This is a genomic window from Candidatus Symbiopectobacterium sp. NZEC127, from assembly GCF_025962675.1.
Taxonomy (GTDB): domain Bacteria; phylum Pseudomonadota; class Gammaproteobacteria; order Enterobacterales; family Enterobacteriaceae; genus Symbiopectobacterium.
On the sequence record NZ_JAGFPG010000008.1, the window covers coordinates 75976 to 93468 of the forward strand.

At 53.0% G+C, this 17493-nt stretch carries 15 protein-coding genes; 10 read left to right on the plus strand and 5 right to left on the minus strand.

The genetic code is table 11. The features are described 5' to 3' along the window. Positions 1-207 precede the first annotated feature (207 nt). On the minus strand, positions 208-1128 hold the full coding sequence (locus J5069_RS21700) for a LysR family transcriptional regulator (protein WP_264645789.1): 921 nt from the start codon (positions 1126-1128) through the stop codon (positions 208-210). A gap of 102 nt (positions 1129-1230) precedes the next feature. On the opposite strand from J5069_RS21700, the gene J5069_RS21705 reads away from it, so the two are divergent. Further along, the gene (locus J5069_RS21705; protein ID WP_264645790.1) at positions 1231-1830 is read left to right on the plus strand and encodes an NAD(P)H oxidoreductase; all 600 of its coding nucleotides are present in this window, start codon (positions 1231-1233) and stop codon (positions 1828-1830) included. A gap of 87 nt (positions 1831-1917) precedes the next feature. Here J5069_RS21705 and J5069_RS21710 read toward each other — a convergent pair whose 3' ends face one another. Continuing rightward, entirely contained in the window at positions 1918-4656 is a 2739-nt protein-coding gene (locus tag J5069_RS21710; protein ID WP_264645791.1) for a LuxR C-terminal-related transcriptional regulator, read from the minus strand. Positions 4657-4860: 204 nt separating this feature from the next. On the opposite strand from J5069_RS21710, the gene J5069_RS21715 reads away from it, so the two are divergent. The 3 genes from J5069_RS21715 (at position 4861) to J5069_RS21725 (ending at position 7282) form a co-directional block, all read left to right on the plus strand. Next, positions 4861-5640 carry an acetoin reductase gene (locus J5069_RS21715; RefSeq protein WP_264645792.1) on the plus strand — a complete coding sequence of 260 codons (780 nt, stop codon included), beginning with the start codon at positions 4861-4863 and terminating at the stop codon, positions 5638-5640. A gap of 220 nt (positions 5641-5860) precedes the next feature. Continuing rightward, positions 5861-6625 (plus strand): PD-(D/E)XK nuclease family protein, encoded by a 765-nt coding sequence (locus J5069_RS21720; protein WP_264645793.1) that lies wholly within the window; start codon positions 5861-5863, stop codon positions 6623-6625. 15 nt (positions 6626-6640) lie between these two features. After that, on the plus strand, positions 6641-7282 hold the full coding sequence (locus tag J5069_RS21725) for a hypothetical protein (RefSeq protein ID WP_264645794.1): 642 nt from the start codon (positions 6641-6643) through the stop codon (positions 7280-7282). 21 nt (positions 7283-7303) lie between these two features. Here the strand turns inward: J5069_RS21725 and J5069_RS21730 are convergent, their stop codons facing one another. The 3 genes from J5069_RS21730 to J5069_RS21740 are packed head-to-tail and all read right to left on the minus strand — an operon-like array spanning position 7304 to position 10755. After that, complete coding sequence (locus J5069_RS21730; protein WP_264645795.1) at positions 7304-7981, minus strand: ABC transporter ATP-binding protein; 678 nt, start codon at positions 7979-7981, stop codon at positions 7304-7306. Next, positions 7974-9725, minus strand: a complete 1752-nt coding sequence (locus J5069_RS21735) for an ABC transporter permease (RefSeq protein ID WP_413542270.1) — start codon at positions 9723-9725, stop codon at positions 7974-7976. The genes J5069_RS21730 and J5069_RS21735 overlap by 8 nt, the downstream gene beginning before the upstream one ends. After that, positions 9709-10755 (minus strand): Fe(3+) ABC transporter substrate-binding protein, encoded by a 1047-nt coding sequence (locus J5069_RS21740; RefSeq protein ID WP_413542271.1) that lies wholly within the window; start codon positions 10753-10755, stop codon positions 9709-9711. Before J5069_RS21740 ends, J5069_RS21735 begins: the two co-directional genes overlap by 17 nt. A gap of 223 nt (positions 10756-10978) precedes the next feature. On the opposite strand from J5069_RS21740, the gene J5069_RS21745 reads away from it, so the two are divergent. The 6 genes from J5069_RS21745 (at position 10979) to anfK (ending at position 17431) form a co-directional block, all read left to right on the plus strand. Further along, positions 10979-12097, plus strand: coding sequence for a cupin domain-containing protein (locus J5069_RS21745; protein WP_264645796.1), 1119 nt, complete (start codon positions 10979-10981; stop codon positions 12095-12097). Positions 12098-12257: 160 nt separating this feature from the next. Continuing rightward, positions 12258-12956: a glutamine amidotransferase gene (locus J5069_RS21750; RefSeq protein WP_264645797.1), complete on the plus strand. Its 699-nt coding sequence runs from the start codon at positions 12258-12260 to the stop codon at positions 12954-12956. A 267-nt stretch (positions 12957-13223) separates the two neighbouring features. After that, positions 13224-14051 carry a nitrogenase iron protein gene (gene nifH / locus J5069_RS21755; protein ID WP_264627778.1) on the plus strand — a complete coding sequence of 276 codons (828 nt, stop codon included), beginning with the start codon at positions 13224-13226 and terminating at the stop codon, positions 14049-14051. 67 nt (positions 14052-14118) lie between these two features. Beyond that, on the plus strand, positions 14119-15690 hold the full coding sequence (anfD, locus tag J5069_RS21760; RefSeq protein ID WP_264645798.1) for a nitrogenase iron-iron protein, alpha chain: 1572 nt from the start codon (positions 14119-14121) through the stop codon (positions 15688-15690). After that, positions 15687-16031, plus strand: coding sequence for a Fe-only nitrogenase subunit delta (anfG, locus tag J5069_RS21765; RefSeq protein WP_264645799.1), 345 nt, complete (start codon positions 15687-15689; stop codon positions 16029-16031). The genes anfD and anfG overlap by 4 nt, the downstream gene beginning before the upstream one ends. Before the next feature lie 11 nt (positions 16032-16042). Beyond that, positions 16043-17431, plus strand: coding sequence for a Fe-only nitrogenase subunit beta (gene anfK / locus J5069_RS21770; protein WP_264645800.1), 1389 nt, complete (start codon positions 16043-16045; stop codon positions 17429-17431). Positions 17432-17493: the final 62 nt, after the last annotated feature.

Here is a 17493-nt window from a genome sequence, read left to right on the forward strand (position 1 = left end):
CCCGGCCTAGATAGGGTCGGCAAACTGATTATCGGATGATTACATTCTCCAGCATCAAAGCCTCGGTGAGAGTTGATAGGATATTACAGGGTAAAGGATAGCACGCACATTTTGTGAGGGAATAAGCAACCCTGAAAAGTGTGATTTGAAAAAGCATTATCGCTACTTTTCCCGGTTGTCAGCGAAAAGAGGCCCGGCGCATCGCCATCATATTTTTGACTGCTTACCGGGCATTTCTGCATCCCGATGCGCTTTTACGTAGTCCAGAAAAGCCCGTAGCGGGCTCGGCATATATTGTCGATTCGGGTAGTAAAGTTGCAGGCTGGGGAATTCGGGTAGCCATTCCTCCAGCACTGGCACCAACGTGCCGTTTGCCAGATGTGCTTTCACCTGATCGTAATAGAGATAACCCAATCCTGCGCCGCACAATACGGCTTCGAGCGTTGAGTCCATGTCATCCAGTATGATGCTACCGACAGGCGCAATCTCCAGCTTGCCCTCCGGGCCTTCAAATTCCCAGTTATAGATACGACCGCTTTGTAAACGAAAAATAATGCTGTGGTGATTTACCAGATCGTGTGGATGTGCCGGGGCAGGGTGGCGCTCAAAGTAGCCGGGCGTGGCGACCACAACCCGTTTGATTTTTGGGCCGATAGGGACGGTGATCATGTCCTTTTCAACGGTAGTATTCAGACGGATACCGGCATCAAACGATTGCTGAACGATATCGACGAGTTTGTCGTCAGTGGTAATCTCCACCATGATATCGGGATATTGTCGGCTAAACCCGGCGATCATCGGGATCAGCACCAGACGTGAGGCCAGTCGCGAGGTGTTGATTCTCAGCGTGCCCATCGGCGTGTCGCGAAAGCAATTGATCTCATCGAGCAGGGTATCGAACTCGTCAAAGACCGGACGCAGACGCTCAAAGAGATTAACCCCCGCCTCGGTTAATGCCACGCTGCGCGTGGTGCGGTTAAACAGCCGAACTTTTAACCGCTGCTCCAGTTGCTTAACGGCATGACTAATGGCTGAGGGGGAAAGCCCTAACTCGTTGCCCGCTCCCCGAAAACTTTTGTGACGCGCGACACTAATGAATGCCGTGAAGTCGGAAAAGTTAAGCTGCATTAGTGAAAATCCTTCATTAACCCATCTCAAATACTATGTTTTACAGAATTATCCCCCCTGCGTAAAGTAGTGGCCACTCCTTCATGAGATAGGGTTAATAGCATGAAAAAAAACAATATGTATATTATCTGGTCCCATCCGCGCCGTGATTCTTTAACCGCGCAGGTGGTACAAGAGATACAGGGTGAAGCGGTGAGTCAGGGATTTAACGTTTCCACGCTCGATCTCTACCGCAGCGGGTTTGATCCGGTGCTCAGGGAGGAAGATGAGCCGGATTGGAGCAATCCGCAGAAAGCCTATTCGCCAGAAGTACATCGCCTGTTTGGTGAACTGGAAGATAAAGACACGTTGGTATTGGTGTTTCCGGTGTGGTGGTACGGTTTTCCCGCCATGCTTAAAGGTTATCTGGAACGCGTATGGAATTACGGTTTGGCCTACGGAGAAGACAGTGCGCTGAAGCACAAAAAAATTCGTTGGCTGGCGCTGGTTGGCGGTTCTCAAGCTGGGTTTATCAAATTTGGCTGGGAAAAGAACATGACCGACTACATCAAGGGCGGTATGGGGTATTTGGGCGTTGAGGACGCAAAAATCGATTTTCTCTATAACACCATTGGCCTGGAAGAGGGGATTGACGATCGCGAAGGCCATTATCAGCAACTGTTCACTCAGGCGCGTGGCCTTGTTGGTTCTGTGCTGGAGTAATCGTGTTCAGGCACGAAAGTGCCTGACGTTCTTCCGTCGTCACCCAAGGTTATCCCTTGAGGTCGGGTGGGCGCTTTATCCGCCCCTTCACGCCAACCATTGCCATTTTCGCGCCTGATTCACTGCCTGAATGCGGCCATTTACCTGAAGTTTTTCATAGAGCTGTTTCAGGTGCCATTTTACCGTTTCCGCCGAAATGCCCAGTGCGCGGGCGATCTCTTTGTTTGAAAAGCCATCTGCGATCAGTTGTAACGTCTGGTGCTCCCGTTCGGTTAATCGTGGGGCCACCGGCGAGGTGTTTCCCGGCTGAGAGGGGGCCAGCGTGGTCCATAATGCGGCTATTGCGTGGGTGAACGGCTCATCGGACGTCTGCTGTTGCTGCGCATGGCGCAATAGCGATAGCAGTTCCGGCCCTGCATCCAACAGGCTGCGATGCAGATGTTGTTTTACCGCGCGCAGAATCGCCGGTTTACACACCGCTATTGCTTGTTCTGTTTCTCCGGTACGCCACAGCACGCCCGACAACCACAGTCTTAAACGTGTGGCGGCAAGCCATTCACCACAGTGCTCTTGCTCGAGCATGACGGCGTGAAGCACCTCTGCTGCCATCCTCAGATCGCCCGTGGCAATCAGTAAGCGAGCCCGACTCTGTTCACGAAACCAACGCAGGGCATCATTTTGTTCTCCGGCCATTTCATCGGTCAGACGCTGTAACTGATCAAGCAACTGTACCGCTTCTGCGTTATCTCCAGACTGGAGCTGGAAAGTGATGCGCTGTGCTAACAGGGAAACCCGTGCGTGCCGCCATCCTCGCTGGATCGTCAGGTTTTCAGCGTGCAACAACAGTGCGTTAGCCTCTTCCTCCCGGGCAGTTAATTGAGCCTGTTGTGCCAACACGAGGTAGCAGCGGCTGAAACCATCGGGGGGGCAAACGTCGTCAATCATTTGCAGGCGCGGCGTCAGCAGCGCATTGATACGTGCTATATCCCCTTGTTCCCAGGCGATCTCTGCCAGCAGTGGGGCCAGTGTGGCACTGCTGCTGGAGTGGGGACCGGTTAACGGTTCTGCGAGCTGCAATGCTTGTGACGCGTGGCGCTCTGCTTCCCGTAGATTGCCCTGCCGCAGCAGCCCTTGCGCGATGACATACGCGCGATACACCTCAACGAAAAGATTGCGGCTCGCCGTTTTGGTGTCGGGTATTAGCGCTTGTACCTCCAGCGCCTGCTGCGGGCGGGCATTTGCCAAATGGCAATAGCTCAGAATATTGCACACCAGACCATCCACCCAGATATCCCCGCAGGGAACCTCGCGCAGTAGCGGTTCAACCAGCGTCATGCTGTAGGCAATGTTTTCTGCGAAGGCTTCGCAGATGGCCCGCACCACGCGTAATCTTACCCAGGTGGTGTGGTCCAACGCGTCTGGATGGTTAGCCACAAATGTTTCGATGGCATCAAGCAGATGGCGGGCATCGTTAAACTGAAAATGATGTGATAACGCCCATGCCAGATTGATTTGCAGCGCGATACGTGAAGGTTCGACATTGGCCGGTAAGTAGCGAATCCAGCGCACCAGCGTATCAATGTCCCCCTCCTCTGCCAGCGATTGCGCACCGGCTTCGGCATGGGGCGTTCCCGGTTTCCCCGCCGCCAGCGCGTGGCGTATCGCTTCCGCCCAGAGTTGTTGCGCTGCAAACCAGTTACCGGCTCGCTCATGTAATCGGTGGATAGCATTACCCATGCGATGTTGCAGGCGGCTTTGTAGCGCATCGCGCATCAGCGGATGGTAACGAAACCAGAATCCGGCTTCATCCAGAGTGGAAAGAAACAGGTTATGTTGCGCTATCCAGGTGAGCATTGCCTCGCCATTGTGGTATCCGGTGACCGCATCGCACAGATCGGGATGGAGACGATTAAGCATCGAGGTTTGCAGTAGAAAATCCAACACATCAGGCGGGAGCGGGGCAAAAATCACTTCCTCCATATAGCGGCTCATCGACCGTGAATTGGCATTCAGATATCTCAACCCGTGGTGAGCGGGCGTAGTGTCACCCAGAGACAAGGCAGCCATCTTTATGCCAGCAATCCAGCCTTCGGTCAGGGCGATCGCCTGCTGTATCTCCTGCGGTTTCAACGGTGTAGTGGTTGACTGCGCAAAGTAGCTGCTGGCTTCGTCGAGGCTGAAACGCAGTTCATCGTGGTAAATCTCAACCAGTTGGTCTTGCACCTGAAGTCGGCCAAGCGCCACGGGCAGTTGGCTGCGGCTGCCAATAATTACGTGAAGGGACGCCGGTGCATGGTTAACAAGATAATTCAGCCCGGCGTGAATATCCGGGTGACTGATGCTCTGGTAATCGTCAAGGATGAGGTAGAGCGGATGTGGGCAACCGTGTAATTGATTGACTAACTCCGCCACCAACAGTGAAAAATCGACGGGGAAATCGCCCTGGAAATAGCGTTGAAACGCCGTACTCCAGCCGTGATACCGCGGCCGCAGCGCCTCCAGCAGATAGCGGGAAAACATCAGCGGGGTATTGTCATCGTCTTCAAGGCTGAGCCACGCCAGCGCATCCCCCTGCCGCTGGCGATGCTGATACCACTGGGTTAACAGCGTTGTTTTGCCAAACCCCGCAGCGGCACAGACTAACGTCAGGCTGCTGGAGGCTGCACTATCAAGGCGTTGCAGCAAACGATCGCGCTGTAATAACGTTCCCGGCGATCGCGGTGGTGTGAACTTGGTGAGAATAAGCGGCAGCTTGCGTGTGAAGCGAAAAGGTTCTTGGTTAACCAATGTTGCAGAGGATGTCTGCATCGGGGGCAAAAACGCCATACTGCCGCTACCTCATTATATCGTCAGTGACCTGAGTGTACCGAAGGACAACCCGTAGAACCACGTTTACTGATTGATAATCGGGGCTCTCTTCTCTTTTTCTCCCTCATTGCCCCCCCAACAGGGGGGGTAGGCCATGCTTATGCGTGCCTATAAAGTAAATCATCTAGTGCATTGTTAATCACGACGAGGTGAATACAGAGTATGGCTATCGAAAATAAAGTCGCGTTAGTAACCGGTGCTGGACAGGGTATCGGACGAGGTATTGCCCTGCGTCTGGCTAAAGATGGCGCATCCGTAATGCTGGTGGATGTCAGTGCTACGGGGATTGAGGCCGTAGCCGCCGAGATAGCGGCATTAGGGCGTAAGGCGGCGACCTTTGTCGCTGATATTTCCGATCGCGCTCAGGTGTATGCGGCTATCGATCAGGCTGAACGCCAACTGGGTGGCTTCGATATTATCGTCAACAATGCAGGCATTGCTCAGGTGCAGCCATTGTCCGATGTGACGCCGGAAGAGGTCGATCGCATTATGCGCATCAACGTTCAGGGCACGCTGTGGGGCATTCAGGCTGCGGCGAAAAAATTCATTGAGCGCCAGCAGAAAGGTAAAATCATCAATGCATGTTCCATTGCAGGGCACGATGGTTTTGCGATGTTAGGTATCTATTCTGCGACAAAATTTGCCGTGCGTGCGCTGACTCAGGCCGCTGCAAAGGAATATGCCAGCCGCGGCATTACGGTAAACGCGTATTGCCCGGGGATTGTCGGCACGGGAATGTGGACAGAAATCGATAAGCGTTTCTCAGAAATCACCGGTGCCCCTATTGGTGAAACCTACAAAAAATATGTTGATGGTATTGCGCTGGGTCGCGCTGAGACGCCGGATGATGTCGCCAGTCTGGTCTCCTATCTGGCAGGGCCAGATTCAGACTATGTCACCGGTCAGGCCATTCTGATTGATGGTGGCATTGTTTACCGTTAAGTCAGGTTTACCGCTACGTTATGTCACCCGAGTCGCCGTGTGTTCAATGCGGCTCGGGAAATTCCCTTCTTTGTTGGCATTTTCTAAATCCACAAACCTCGATTCCATAAACATTCGCTTTTTACTGATTGGCACTTATGATGATGCCTTTGCGGTTTAGGCAAACGGCCAGCGATACGCGTTGTCTTTGGCGTAGGGTCGTCAGTGAAAGGGAAGGTATATGGAGACAACGCATCAGTCTCTGGTGGAATGGTTGCCGGGTTTTTTTCAACAATGGTCAGAAAACGCATTAACGTTCAATGAGCCAACAACGACTGAAAAGATAGACATCGATGTGGGTCAGCTCATGACCTTCTTTAGTCGCTTATCAACGCCGCTTCAGGCGGTGCAGCCTCGCGTATTGTCTTTTGATCCCTGGGATGTTGCGGGGTTAAAGCGCAAAGAAGTGCGCAATTCAGCGGTGCTTGCCTGGTTGCTGAATCCGCAAGGCTCACACGGTTTTGGTACTGTTCCTTTATATGCCTTGCTGGCCTCAATACGCACAGCAGAGAATCAGACTTTTCCTGCTGCGTTTACACGCTTTTGCCGCGTGCGGGTTGAATCCAATCCTAACGGTGACAGTAAAAATCGGGTTGATATTGAGATCGATGCCGATAATTTCTTCGTTTTGATTGAAGTGAAGATCGATGCTTTCGAGCAGAAAGAACAAATCGAGCGTTACTGTCTGGAGGCTGAAAAGCGTGCGACGAAAAAACGTCGTTGGGGCGTGGTGTTTTTAACGCCGCAGGGCAGACAACCCAAGAGCATGCGTGCGAATAATCCACACGTTATTTCTTGCCTGTCGTGGAACGACCTTGCGACACGTTTTGAAGAACCGATGCGGGCGGATTACCGCAAAACAGGTGCTGTGCACGATAGCGCATCCATGAGGCAGATGGCCGCGCATTCTGCTTTTTGTTTTCTTGAACGTATGCGTAAATTTTAATCAAAGGGAAGCTCAATGACATCAACGACTAAGGAAGAACGGTTGGCCGGAACCCTCATTTTATCGCAGTTCAAAATGTTTAATGAGGCCGTTGTGGTTTTCGAAACGCAAATAGAACCTGCTTTTTGGCAAGGATTTGACCAATGTATTCAGCGTTTCATCAAGGATAATGGCTGGGAAGGCGAAGTCGGTATCGTGCAAAAAGGATTCAGTTGGTTGGCACCTACAGCATGGAAATCAGAAGACGACGATTGGAAATATTGGTTTGAAACGCATATCGCCGGGGGCGATGGCGCTGATTATCGTTTGGCGACTATCGCTGGGTTGGGGACAGAAGGGGCCGAGTTCGGTTTTTGTTTCGAAATAAGACCGCGCCGTTTTGGTGGTGCCAAAAAACTGGGTGCCTATTTAAATGCCCGTGATCCTCAATGCCGCGAGCAACTGATTGGTATGGATTTTGAAGATTTAACCAAAGGAAATTACTATTTGCCCGTTACCGTGGATATCAATCTGGTGACCGAGTGTTGGCAAGAATACGGTGAGTTTCCCGACGATCATGAGGTGTTTAATAATCTCAGTGCCGCTTTGGACACATTGAGAGAAGCCATTTTTATTTTTGATGAGATGTTTTCCGCTTTTGCTGAATCTGATGAGTAATGCCTGGTGTCGGGTAATGGTTCATCTTGGCGCTTCCCGATACGCTCCGGCCTGCATATAACCGATACGATCGCTCATCATCACCGCTTCTTGCTCGCTGTGCGTGACCATCAGGGCCGTTTGTCCTGATGATTTGAGAATGTCGCGCACATCTTGCCCCAGTCGTTGGCGTGTCTCGGCATCCAGGCTGGAAAACGGCTCATCCAGCAGCAGAATGCTGGGCTCTGGCGCCAGCGCGCGTGCCAGTGCGATACGCTGCTGCTGGCCGCCGGACAACTCATGAGGATAACGTTCTGACAACGCGCTTAACCCGATGAGTTCCAGCAGTTCACGCAGACGGGACTGTATGACGGCGCTTGGCTGCTTGCGTAACCCAAAAGCGATATTCTTCGCCGCCGTCAGATGAGGAAACAGGGCATATTCCTGAAACACCATGCCGACGTGGCGTTTTTCCGGCGGCAGGTGAATACCCGGCCCGGCAACGCAGGTGCCAGAAACCTGAATACGGCCTGCGCTCAGCGGTTCAAATCCGGCAATCGCTCGCAATACGGTGGTTTTTCCGCTGCCGGACGCGCCCAACAGGCAAGTGAGTTCACCCGCCTGAACCGTTAGCGAAAAGCCGTTAAGGACATGATGTTGCTGGTTTCCATGTCCGTAGGCAACATGGATGGCTTCCAAAAACAGTGTGGCGTCAGACATGGCGCGACGATTCTCCTTGATAAGAGGCGTTGTTTTGTTGCGGTTGGTTGGGCTTGCGCGCCGTGCTGAACTGGCTGTGCGCCAGCAGAATCACCGGCAGCGTGCCTGCCAACACAATCAGCAACGCGGCAATCGCCCCTTCTTCGTAAGTGCCGCGTGCCGCTTCGGCGTACAGTACGGTTGCCAACGTTTCGAAATTGACCGGTCGCAGCAGTAACGTTGCCGGTAACTCTTTCATCGCATCCGCAAACACCAGCAACGCGCTGGTGACCAACGCCGGACGTAATAACGGCAGATGCACTCGAAAAAATGTTCCGGTGGTGTTCTCACCTAACAGGCGTGACGCTTGTTCAAGCGCGGGAGACAGGCGCGTCAGGCCCGCATCTGTGGCACCGATGGCGATAGTCTGGAAACGAATCGCGCAGCAGATAACCAACAGAATGCCACTCGAGAGCAACGGTAACCCCTGATAATCCAGCAGGCTTGCCAGCCATTTATCTACCGCCAGCCCGGGTGTCAGTAATCCTATTGCCAGTACGGTGCCCGGCACCGCATACCCGAGAGAGGCAACACGCAGCAATGCGCGGCGAAAGCCACCGTGTTGTGAGCGGATGGCGGAATGGCGAGCAAACCAGGCGACAATCATGCCAGTGATCAACACCGTGAGCGTGACGCCGAGCGCCAGCAGCAGTGAGTTTTGCAGGGACAGCCACAGTCCGTGGGAAAGGGGCGTCTCCTGATGCAGGCGCTTGGCACTCTCCCAGGCGAGAAACAGTGCCGGGGCGATAAAGCCGAGTACCACGGGTAAGGCCGTTAAGGTTAAGACCAGCATCCCCTTTACGCCCGATAAGCGGATTGGCGTTACCGTGCGCTGTGAGCGGCTGCTGCCGTAGCGCTGGCGACGTCGACCATAATATTCCAGCGTCAGCAGTAGCATCACGCCCATCAACATTAACACGGCAATTTGTGCCGCAGCCGGTAAATCAGAGCGCGTTACCCAAGTGGTATAAATGGCGACCGTTAGCGTGTTGACGCCAAGAAATTCGGATGCACCGATATCATTGAGCGTTTCCAACAGGGCCAAACTGACACCCACGGCGAGTGCCGGTCGCGCCATCGGCAGCGCGACGTGCAAGAAGGCGCCGGTCGCACTCCTGCCCAATGTGCGTGCCGCTTCCAGCAAATGGGCGGGCTGGCTGATAAACATGGCGCGCATGGTGAGGTAAACATAGGGGTAGAGCACGATGCCCAACAGGATAATGGCACCGGTCATGGAACGAATATCTGGCAAGCGAAACTGGCGTGGGCTGTCGTAGCCGAGCAGGGCACGCAGCGCCGTCTGAACCGGGCCGATAGGGTGCAGCAGATCCAGCCAGGCGAAGGCCACGATATAGGTTGGCATGGCCAGTGGCAAAAGCAGTGCCCAACTGAGGATGCGCCGCCCCGGGAACTCATACAGGGTCACCAGCCAGGCACAGCCTGCGCCGATGACGGTCACCAGCAACGCAACACCCACCAGCAGGATCGCCGTGTTGCGCGTCGCGACAGGCAGCACGTAGTGAAACAGGTGCGCCCAGTGACTGAAATCAGCATCGGCCGCCAGCCAGAGCAGAGAAATGATTGGCATCAGCACGCCGAGTGCAATGGCACAGGTGGTGATGCCGAGTGGAGAGAACGGCGCGCGCAGCGTATCGAACACGCTGCGCGTCACCCGTGTATCTCGATGCTTATTGATCAAAGCCAACTTTATCGACCAACTGGCTGGCTTGTTTACGGTATTTCACGATATCGGTTAACGGCAGGGGATCGACGTTCAGTTCACCAATGGTGTCACGAATAATCGGGTCCAGCTCAACGCCCTTGCGAACCGGATATTCATAGTTGGCCTTGGCATACAGTTGCTGGGCCGGTGCCGACACCAAATATTCCAGCAATTTCACTGCCTGCGCCTTATTCGGTGCATAACGGCTGACCGCCGCGCCGCTGATATTGACATGAGTGCCGCCCTGCTCGAAGGTCGGTTTCACCACTTTGATGGCATCGCCCCATTGGCGCGCATCTGTACCCTCTTTGGCGTTCTTCATGTGGCCGACATAATAGGTGTTGGCCAGACCGATATCACAGATGCCGCCAAGAATATCGCGAGCCACATCACGGTCACCGCCGGTGGCTTTGCGTGCCAGATTGGCTTTAACGCCGCGCAACCATTGTTCCGTTTTGGCTTCACCGTGGTGCGCGATCATGGCCGCAATTAACGCCGTGTTGTACGGGTGCTGCCCGGCACGGATACACACTTTGCCTTTCCATTGCGGATCGGCCAGCGATTCATAGGTGAAGCTGTTGAGCGGCAGCGATTTTTCCGCATACAGCACGCGACCGCGCATGGATAAGCTGAACCATTGATCGTCGGTACCGCGCAGATTGGCAGGAATGGCGGCTTCCAGCGCTGCCGATTTCACCGGCTGTGTCACGCCGGCTTCGACCAGATCCACCAGATTACCAATATCGACGGTCATCAGCAGGTCCGCCGGGGAGTTTTGCCCCTCGGCTTTTACTCTCTCGAGCATGCCATCTTTGATGAAAACCGTATTCACCTTCACGCCACTGTCTTTGGTAAAGGTGTCCAGCAACGGCTGGATAAGGCCCGGCTCGCGCGTGGTATACAACGTTAATGACTCTTCGGCCAGGGCGGGGGCGGCGTAAGCGGCCAGCAGCGCTGAAGCCAGCACCAGACGACGTATACCGCGACGGGCAGAGGAAAGCAGGATAGCCATATCGTTATCTTCTCCAGAGTAAAAACCTTAGTATTGATAGGGAATTATCACGTGGTGAAACATTTTCTAATGGGAATCAAAATATAGATGATAATCAGTCTCGTTTTCAACTCATTAATGCGCAATGCGCGGCAGGATGCGTAGAGTCTTGATGCATGACAAGGCGCAACCGGTATCACTCTTTTTATAATCTCGCCCGTTTCTCTTCTCACTGGTGCGAATTATGTCTTTCCAACTCAATCTGAACTGGCCCGAATTTTTAGCCAATTACTGGCAAAAAAAGCCGGTTGTATTAAAACGCGCGTTCCCTGATTTCGTCGATCCGATCACCCCCGACGAACTGGCTGGTCTGGCGATGGAACCTGAGGTGGATAGCCGACTGGTGAGCCATAAAAATGGCCAGTGGCAAGCCAGCAATGGGCCGTTTGAGCATTTTGATGACCTGGGGGAAACCGATTGGTCGTTGCTGGCTCAGGCGGTCAACCATTGGCATGCGCCGTCAGCGGAGCTTGTTCGCCCGTTTCGCGTTCTGCCGGACTGGCGTCTGGACGATCTGATGATCTCTTTCTCCGTGCCGGGTGGCGGCGTTGGGCCGCATATCGATCAGTACGACGTCTTTATCATTCAGGGAATGGGCCGTCGCCGCTGGCGCGTGGGCGATAAACTCCCGTTGAAACAGCATTGCCCGCATCCGGCGCTGCTGCACTGTGAGCCGTTTACGCCGATCATTGATGTCGAAATGGAGATTGGCGACATCCTGTATATTCCGCCTGGCTTCCCTCATGACGGTTTTACCTTTGAGACCACACTCAATTATTCCGTTGGTTTCCGTGGACCGAATAGCCGGGATTTGATCAGCAGTTTTGCCGACTATGCGCTGGAAAACGATCTTGGCAGTGAGCACTACAGCGATCCGGATTTAACGCTGCGTGAACATCCTGAGCGCGTTGAAGCGCACGAGCTTGAACGTTTACGCACCATGATGATCGAGATGATCAACCAACCGGAAGATTTTAATAACTGGTTTGGCCGTTTTATCTCCACGCCGCGCCACGAGTTGGATGTTGCACCGGTGGAACCGCCTTTCGAACAAAGCGAAGTGGTCAACGCTCTGCTCGACGGTGAAGTGTTAACACGTCTCAACGGTTTGCGGGTGTTGCGCGTGGGCGATAGCGTGTTTATCAACAGCGAAAAACTGGAAATGCCCGATGCTCAGGCGGACGCGTTGTGTCATTACACTGAAATCACCCGTGAAACCCTGGGCGATGGGCTGCAGAATCCAGCGGTAGTCGCTGAACTGACGGCGCTGATTAATCAGGGATACTGGTACTTCGAAGAGTAGTCACCACGTTTGAACCCTTGCACTGCGCTGTCAGGCAAGGGTTCTATCAATCAATAACCGCTGCAAAAAGCGGACCCGGCGTGCCCTGGACAGGAAGAACAGGCCAGTATTTTGCATGACAGATAACGGCTGTTTTTCATTCGCGACAAAGGAGCTTTCGATGAAAACTGTGGTTGTTTTTCGACATGTGCCTTTTGAAGATCTGGGCACACTGGGCGATACCCTTCATGAATGTGGTTTTCAATTTCACTATATTGATACCCTTGTAACCTCTTTGGCGACGTTCGATCCTCTGCACGCCGATGTGTTGATTGTGTTGGGTGGCCCGATCAGCGCCAATGATGAAACGAGTTACCCCTTTTTGTGCCAGGAGTTGGCGATTATTCGGCAACGGCTGGCGCAGCAGCGCCCCGTGCTGGGTATCTGCCTGGGGGCACAGTTGATGGCGCGCGCACTCGGCGCGCGTGTGGCACCGATGGGGGTGAAAGAGATTGGTTATGGGCCGATTCAATTGGCGTCAGTAGCGCAAGCCTCTGTGTTGGCTCCGCTATCGGGTGTTCCTGTTTTGCACTGGCACGGCGATCGCTTTGAGATTCCTGATTCAGCGATACGACTGGCGGGCAGCGCTGTATGCGATAATCAAGCCTTCAGTGTGGGTAAACATGCACTTGGCCTTCAGTTCCATCCAGAGGTGAGCCAAACCGGACTGGAAGGGTGGTTGGTTGGGCATGCCTGTGAGTTGGAATTAGCCGGGCTCTCATTGGGCGAACTGCGCCAGCAGGCGGCGCACGCTTCCGCGTCGTTGGCGCTGGCGGCACAACAGGTGATGACGCGCTGGCTGGATCAGCTGTATACCTAAAATTTCCATTGCCGAACATCTCGCTGGTGAAAAGTTCATTAATGAACAGCCAGCGGGAATATCATCTTTTTCAACCTCTCATTTTTATCGCATTATCCCTTCTGCCAATAAAAAAATAACTGTAATAAATTCAGCCGATAGACTTAGAACGGTCGCCACTTTTAGTGCTTTTTCTCCTTTATTTCTCTGAGTGGCCCCGGTTTTGCAATTTCTTCCTGGCATACCCAGTGACACTTACTCAATGCTTTTATTTATGGGAGAGAAATAATGACGCGTAAATTGGCTATTTATGGTAAAGGGGGGATCGGTAAATCGACCACCACACAAAATACGGCTGCCGCTTTGGCTTATTTCCATGGGAAAAAGGTCTTTATTCACGGTTGCGATCCTAAAGCGGATTCGACCCGCCTTATATTAGGGGGCAAACCGCAAGAAACATTAATGGATATGCTGCGCGATCAAGGTGCCGAGAAAATTACCAATGAGATGGTGGTGAAAACCGGCGTGTTTGATATTCGCTGCGTGGAATCAGGTGGTCCAGAGCCTGGCGTTGGCTGTGCAGGACGCGGTGTTATCACCGCTATCGATCTGATGGAAGATAACAAGGCGTATAGCGACGATCTGGATTTTATCTTCTTTGATGTTCTGGGGGATGTGGTGTGCGGTGGGTTTGCCATGCCGATTCGCGATGGCAAGGCACAAGAAGTGTATATCGTCGCTTCCGGTGAAATGATGGCCATTTATGCCGCCAATAATATTTGCAAAGGGTTGGTGAAGTACGCCAAACAGAGCGGTGTTCGGCTGGGTGGCATTATTTGTAATAGCCGGAATGTGGACGGTGAAAAGGAGTTTATCGAGGAGTTCACCGCGGCCATTGGTACCAAAATGATTCATTTTGTTCCGCGTGACAATATTGTTCAGAAGGCCGAGTTTAATAAGAAAACGGTTACGGAATTTGATTCAGCAGCGAATCAGGCACAGGAATACCGAGAGTTGGGGCGCAAAATTATCGAGAATGATGACTTTGTCATACCGACACCGTTGTCCATGGATCAATTGGAAAAAATGGTGGTGAAATACGGGATGATGGATTAATTCCGCGCACTGCCCTATTTCCTTGTTCGCCGCCGTTATTCTGCCTTGCCCTTATGGGAGAGAAATTATGCCGTACCATGAGTTTGAATGCAGTAAATGCATTCCTGAACGTAAACAACATGCCGTGTTGAAAGGCGAGGGTGAAGATATCACTTCTGCATTGCCACAGGGATATCTCAATACCATTCCGGGCACCATTTCAGAACGCGGTTGTGCCTACTGTGGCGCCAAGCATGTGATTGGCACTCCGATGAAAGATGTTATTCACATCAGTCACGGCCCGGTAGGGTGCACCTATGATACCTGGCAGACCAAGCGCTATATCAGTGATAACGATAACTTCCAACTGAAGTATACCTTCGCGACCGACATGAAAGAAAAACACATCGTGTTTGGCGCAGAGAAGGTGCTGAAAAAGAACATCATTGAAGCCTTTGATGCGCATCCCACGATCAAACGCATGACTATCTATCAAACCTGCGCTTCTGCGCTGATCGGCGATGATATTTCGGCAATCGCGCAGGAGGTGATGGATGAGCGCCCCGATGTCGATATTTTTGTCTGCAACTCACCTGGGTTTGCCGGGCCAAGTCAGTCTGGCGGTCATCACAAGATTAATATCGCCTGGATCAACCAAAAAGTGGGCACGGTTGAGCCCACCATTACCAGTGATTATGTCATCAACTATGTGGGTGAATATAACATTCAGGGCGATCAAGAGGTGATGGCGGATTATTTCAAACGCATGGGGATTCAGGTGCTTTCTACCTTTACCGGTAATGGTTCCTATGATGACCTGCGGGCGATGCACAAAGCGCACCTGAATGTGCTGGAGTGCGCCCGTTCAGCGGAATACATCTGTAATGAGTTACGGGTGCGTTACGGCATACCTCGTTTGGATATTGATGGTTTTGGTTTTGGCCCACTCTCTGATTCGCTGCGCAAGATTGGTTTGTTTTTTGGCATTGAAGACAGAGCACAAGCCATTATCGACGAAGAGGTAGCCCGCTGGAAACCCGAACTGGAGTGGTATAAGGCGCGCTTGCAAGGGAAGAAAGTCTGCCTGTGGCCTGGAGGTTCCAAGCTGTGGCACTGGGCGCACGTTATCCATGAAGAGATGGGCGTGGAAGTGGTCTCGGTATACACCAAATTTGGTCATCAGGGCGATATGGAAAAAGGGATTGCCCGCTGTGAAGCCGGGGCGTTGGCGATTGATGATCCCAATGAACTGGAGTCACTGGAAGCCATGTATACCCTGAAGCCGGATGTGATCTTTACCGGAAAACGGCCCGGTGAAGTGGCGAAGAAAATCCGGGTGCCCTACCTCAATGCTCATGCTTATCACAACGGTCCTTACAAAGGGTTTGAAGGCTGGGTGCGCTTTGCGCGGGATATCTACAACGCCATTTATTCGCCAATTCATCAGCTCTCGATGCTGGATATCAGCGAACATACGATCCCTGCCGATCGCGGTTTTGCTACGGCACGCATTATCTCGGATAGCGCGTTGAGTGAAGACATCCGCCAGGATCCCAACTTGCGGGAGTATACCGGCGGCTTTGACAGCGTGACTAAATTACGTCAGCGCGAATATCCCGATTTTTCCCAAGACAGGCCGCAGCGACAGGAGGCGGTATGACCCAGGAACAACAGGTTGAAGCGCTGGTGGATTACATCATGAAGCACTGTCTGTGGCAGTTTCATTCCCGCAACTGGGATCGGGAAAAGCAGAACGCCGGTGTGTTAGGTAAAACCCGGCAATTGCTGTGCGGTGAAGCGGTGGATCTGTCAACGCCCGCCGATCGCTGCTACTGGGTGGATGCGGTGGTACTGGCCGATACCTGGCGCAAGCGCTTTGATTGGCTGGCGGAAATGCCCGCTGACGCTACTGCCACGCTGATGCACGCGTTACATCAGCGGCTTGATTATTTAACCATTACCGGTTCGTTGAATGCCGAACTGACCGACCAGCGCTATTAATGAGGTTAGCCATGTCCTGTGAACTGAAAGCGAAAGATCGCACCGGGGTTATCAACCCCATTTTTACCTGCCAACCGGCAGGAGCACAGTATGTGAGTATCGGCATCAAGGATTGTATCGGTATTGTGCATGGCGGCCAGGGATGCGTGATGTTTGTCCGTTTGCTGATTTCTCAGCATCTGAAAGAGAGCTTCGAAATAGCGTCATCATCGGTACATGAAGACGGAGCGGTGTTTGGTGCACTGGATCGCGTAGAGCAAGCGGTCGACGTTTTACTGATGCGTTATCCCCATGTCAAGGTCATCCCGATTATCACCACCTGTTCCACTGAGGTGATTGGTGATGATGTGGACGGCGTGGTACGCAAGCTCAACGATGGGTTGCTCAAAGAGAAATTCGCCGGTCGCGAAGTGCATCTGATTCCTATCCATACGCCAAGTTTTGTCGGCAGCATGATCAGCGGGTACGACCTGGCGGTACGCGATATCGTTAAGTATTTTGCCCGAAAAGGGCAGCCTAACGGCAAGCTCAATCTGATTACCGGTTGGGCGAACCCCGGTGATGTGACGGCGTTGAAGCATCTGCTCTCAGAGATGAAGATTGATGCCACCGTGCTGTTCGAGATTGAAGATTTCGACTCGCCCTTGATGCCGTCCGGCAATACTGTTTCTCACGGCAATACCACCATCGCCGATTTGACCGACACGGCCAATGCCAGCGCGACGCTGGCACTCAACCGCTATGAAGGGGGCAAAGCGGCGAATTATCTGGAAGATAAGTTCCAGATCCCGACCATTATCGGTCCGACGCCGATTGGCATTCGCAACACGGACACGCTGTTGCATAACCTGAAAACCCTGACGGGGAAACCCATTCCGCCTTCACTGGTGCGGGAGCGTGGGATCGCCCTGGATGCCCTGACAGACCTGGTGCATATGTTTCTTGCCGACAAACGGGTGGCGATTTACGGCAACCCCGATTTGGTGATCGGGTTGGCGGAGTTCTGTCTCGATCTGGAAATGAAGCCAGTGCTGCTGCTGCTGGGCGATGACAATGCCGGGTATGTCAACGATCCCCGCATTCACGCGCTGCGCGATGGGGTATCCCATGATATGGAGATCATTACCAATGCGGATCTGTGGGAGATGGAGCAGCGTATTACCCAAAACGATCTGCAACTGGACCTGATCCTCGGGCATTCCAAAGGCCGTTTCACCGCGATTGATAACCAGATACCCATGGTCAGAGTCGGCTTCCCTACCTATGACCGGGCGGGCCACTACCGCCATCCGGTTGTTGGGTACGCCGGTGCCATCTGGTTGGCGGAGCAAATGGCAAACAGCCTGTTTACCGACATGGAATACAAAAAGAACAAGGAGTGGTTGCTCAACGTCTGGTAAGTCGGCGGTTTCCATTCTTGCGACATGTCATCAGGCACCGGGAATCGGTGCCCTGTTCGGGA

Coding starts and splice junctions, on each gene's coding strand:
- anfD (WP_264645798.1), top strand. CDS start 14,119: ATGCCGTACCATGAGTTTGAATGCAGTAAATGCATTCCTGAACGTAAA.
- J5069_RS21705 (WP_264645790.1), top strand. CDS start 1,231: ATGAAAAAAAACAATATGTATATTATCTGGTCCCATCCGCGCCGTGAT.
- J5069_RS21700 (WP_264645789.1), bottom strand. CDS start 1,128: ATGCAGCTTAACTTTTCCGACTTCACGGCATTCATTAGTGTCGCGCGT.
- J5069_RS21745 (WP_264645796.1), top strand. CDS start 10,979: ATGTCTTTCCAACTCAATCTGAACTGGCCCGAATTTTTAGCCAATTAC.
- nifH (WP_264627778.1), top strand. CDS start 13,224: ATGACGCGTAAATTGGCTATTTATGGTAAAGGGGGGATCGGTAAATCG.
- anfK (WP_264645800.1), top strand. CDS start 16,043: ATGTCCTGTGAACTGAAAGCGAAAGATCGCACCGGGGTTATCAACCCC.
- J5069_RS21750 (WP_264645797.1), top strand. CDS start 12,258: ATGAAAACTGTGGTTGTTTTTCGACATGTGCCTTTTGAAGATCTGGGC.
- J5069_RS21725 (WP_264645794.1), top strand. CDS start 6,641: ATGACATCAACGACTAAGGAAGAACGGTTGGCCGGAACCCTCATTTTA.
- J5069_RS21710 (WP_264645791.1), bottom strand. CDS start 4,656: ATGGCGTTTTTGCCCCCGATGCAGACATCCTCTGCAACATTGGTTAAC.
- J5069_RS21715 (WP_264645792.1), top strand. CDS start 4,861: ATGGCTATCGAAAATAAAGTCGCGTTAGTAACCGGTGCTGGACAGGGT.
- J5069_RS21740 (WP_413542271.1), bottom strand. CDS start 10,755: ATGGCTATCCTGCTTTCCTCTGCCCGTCGCGGTATACGTCGTCTGGTG.
- J5069_RS21730 (WP_264645795.1), bottom strand. CDS start 7,981: ATGTCTGACGCCACACTGTTTTTGGAAGCCATCCATGTTGCCTACGGA.
- J5069_RS21720 (WP_264645793.1), top strand. CDS start 5,861: ATGGAGACAACGCATCAGTCTCTGGTGGAATGGTTGCCGGGTTTTTTT.
- anfG (WP_264645799.1), top strand. CDS start 15,687: ATGACCCAGGAACAACAGGTTGAAGCGCTGGTGGATTACATCATGAAG.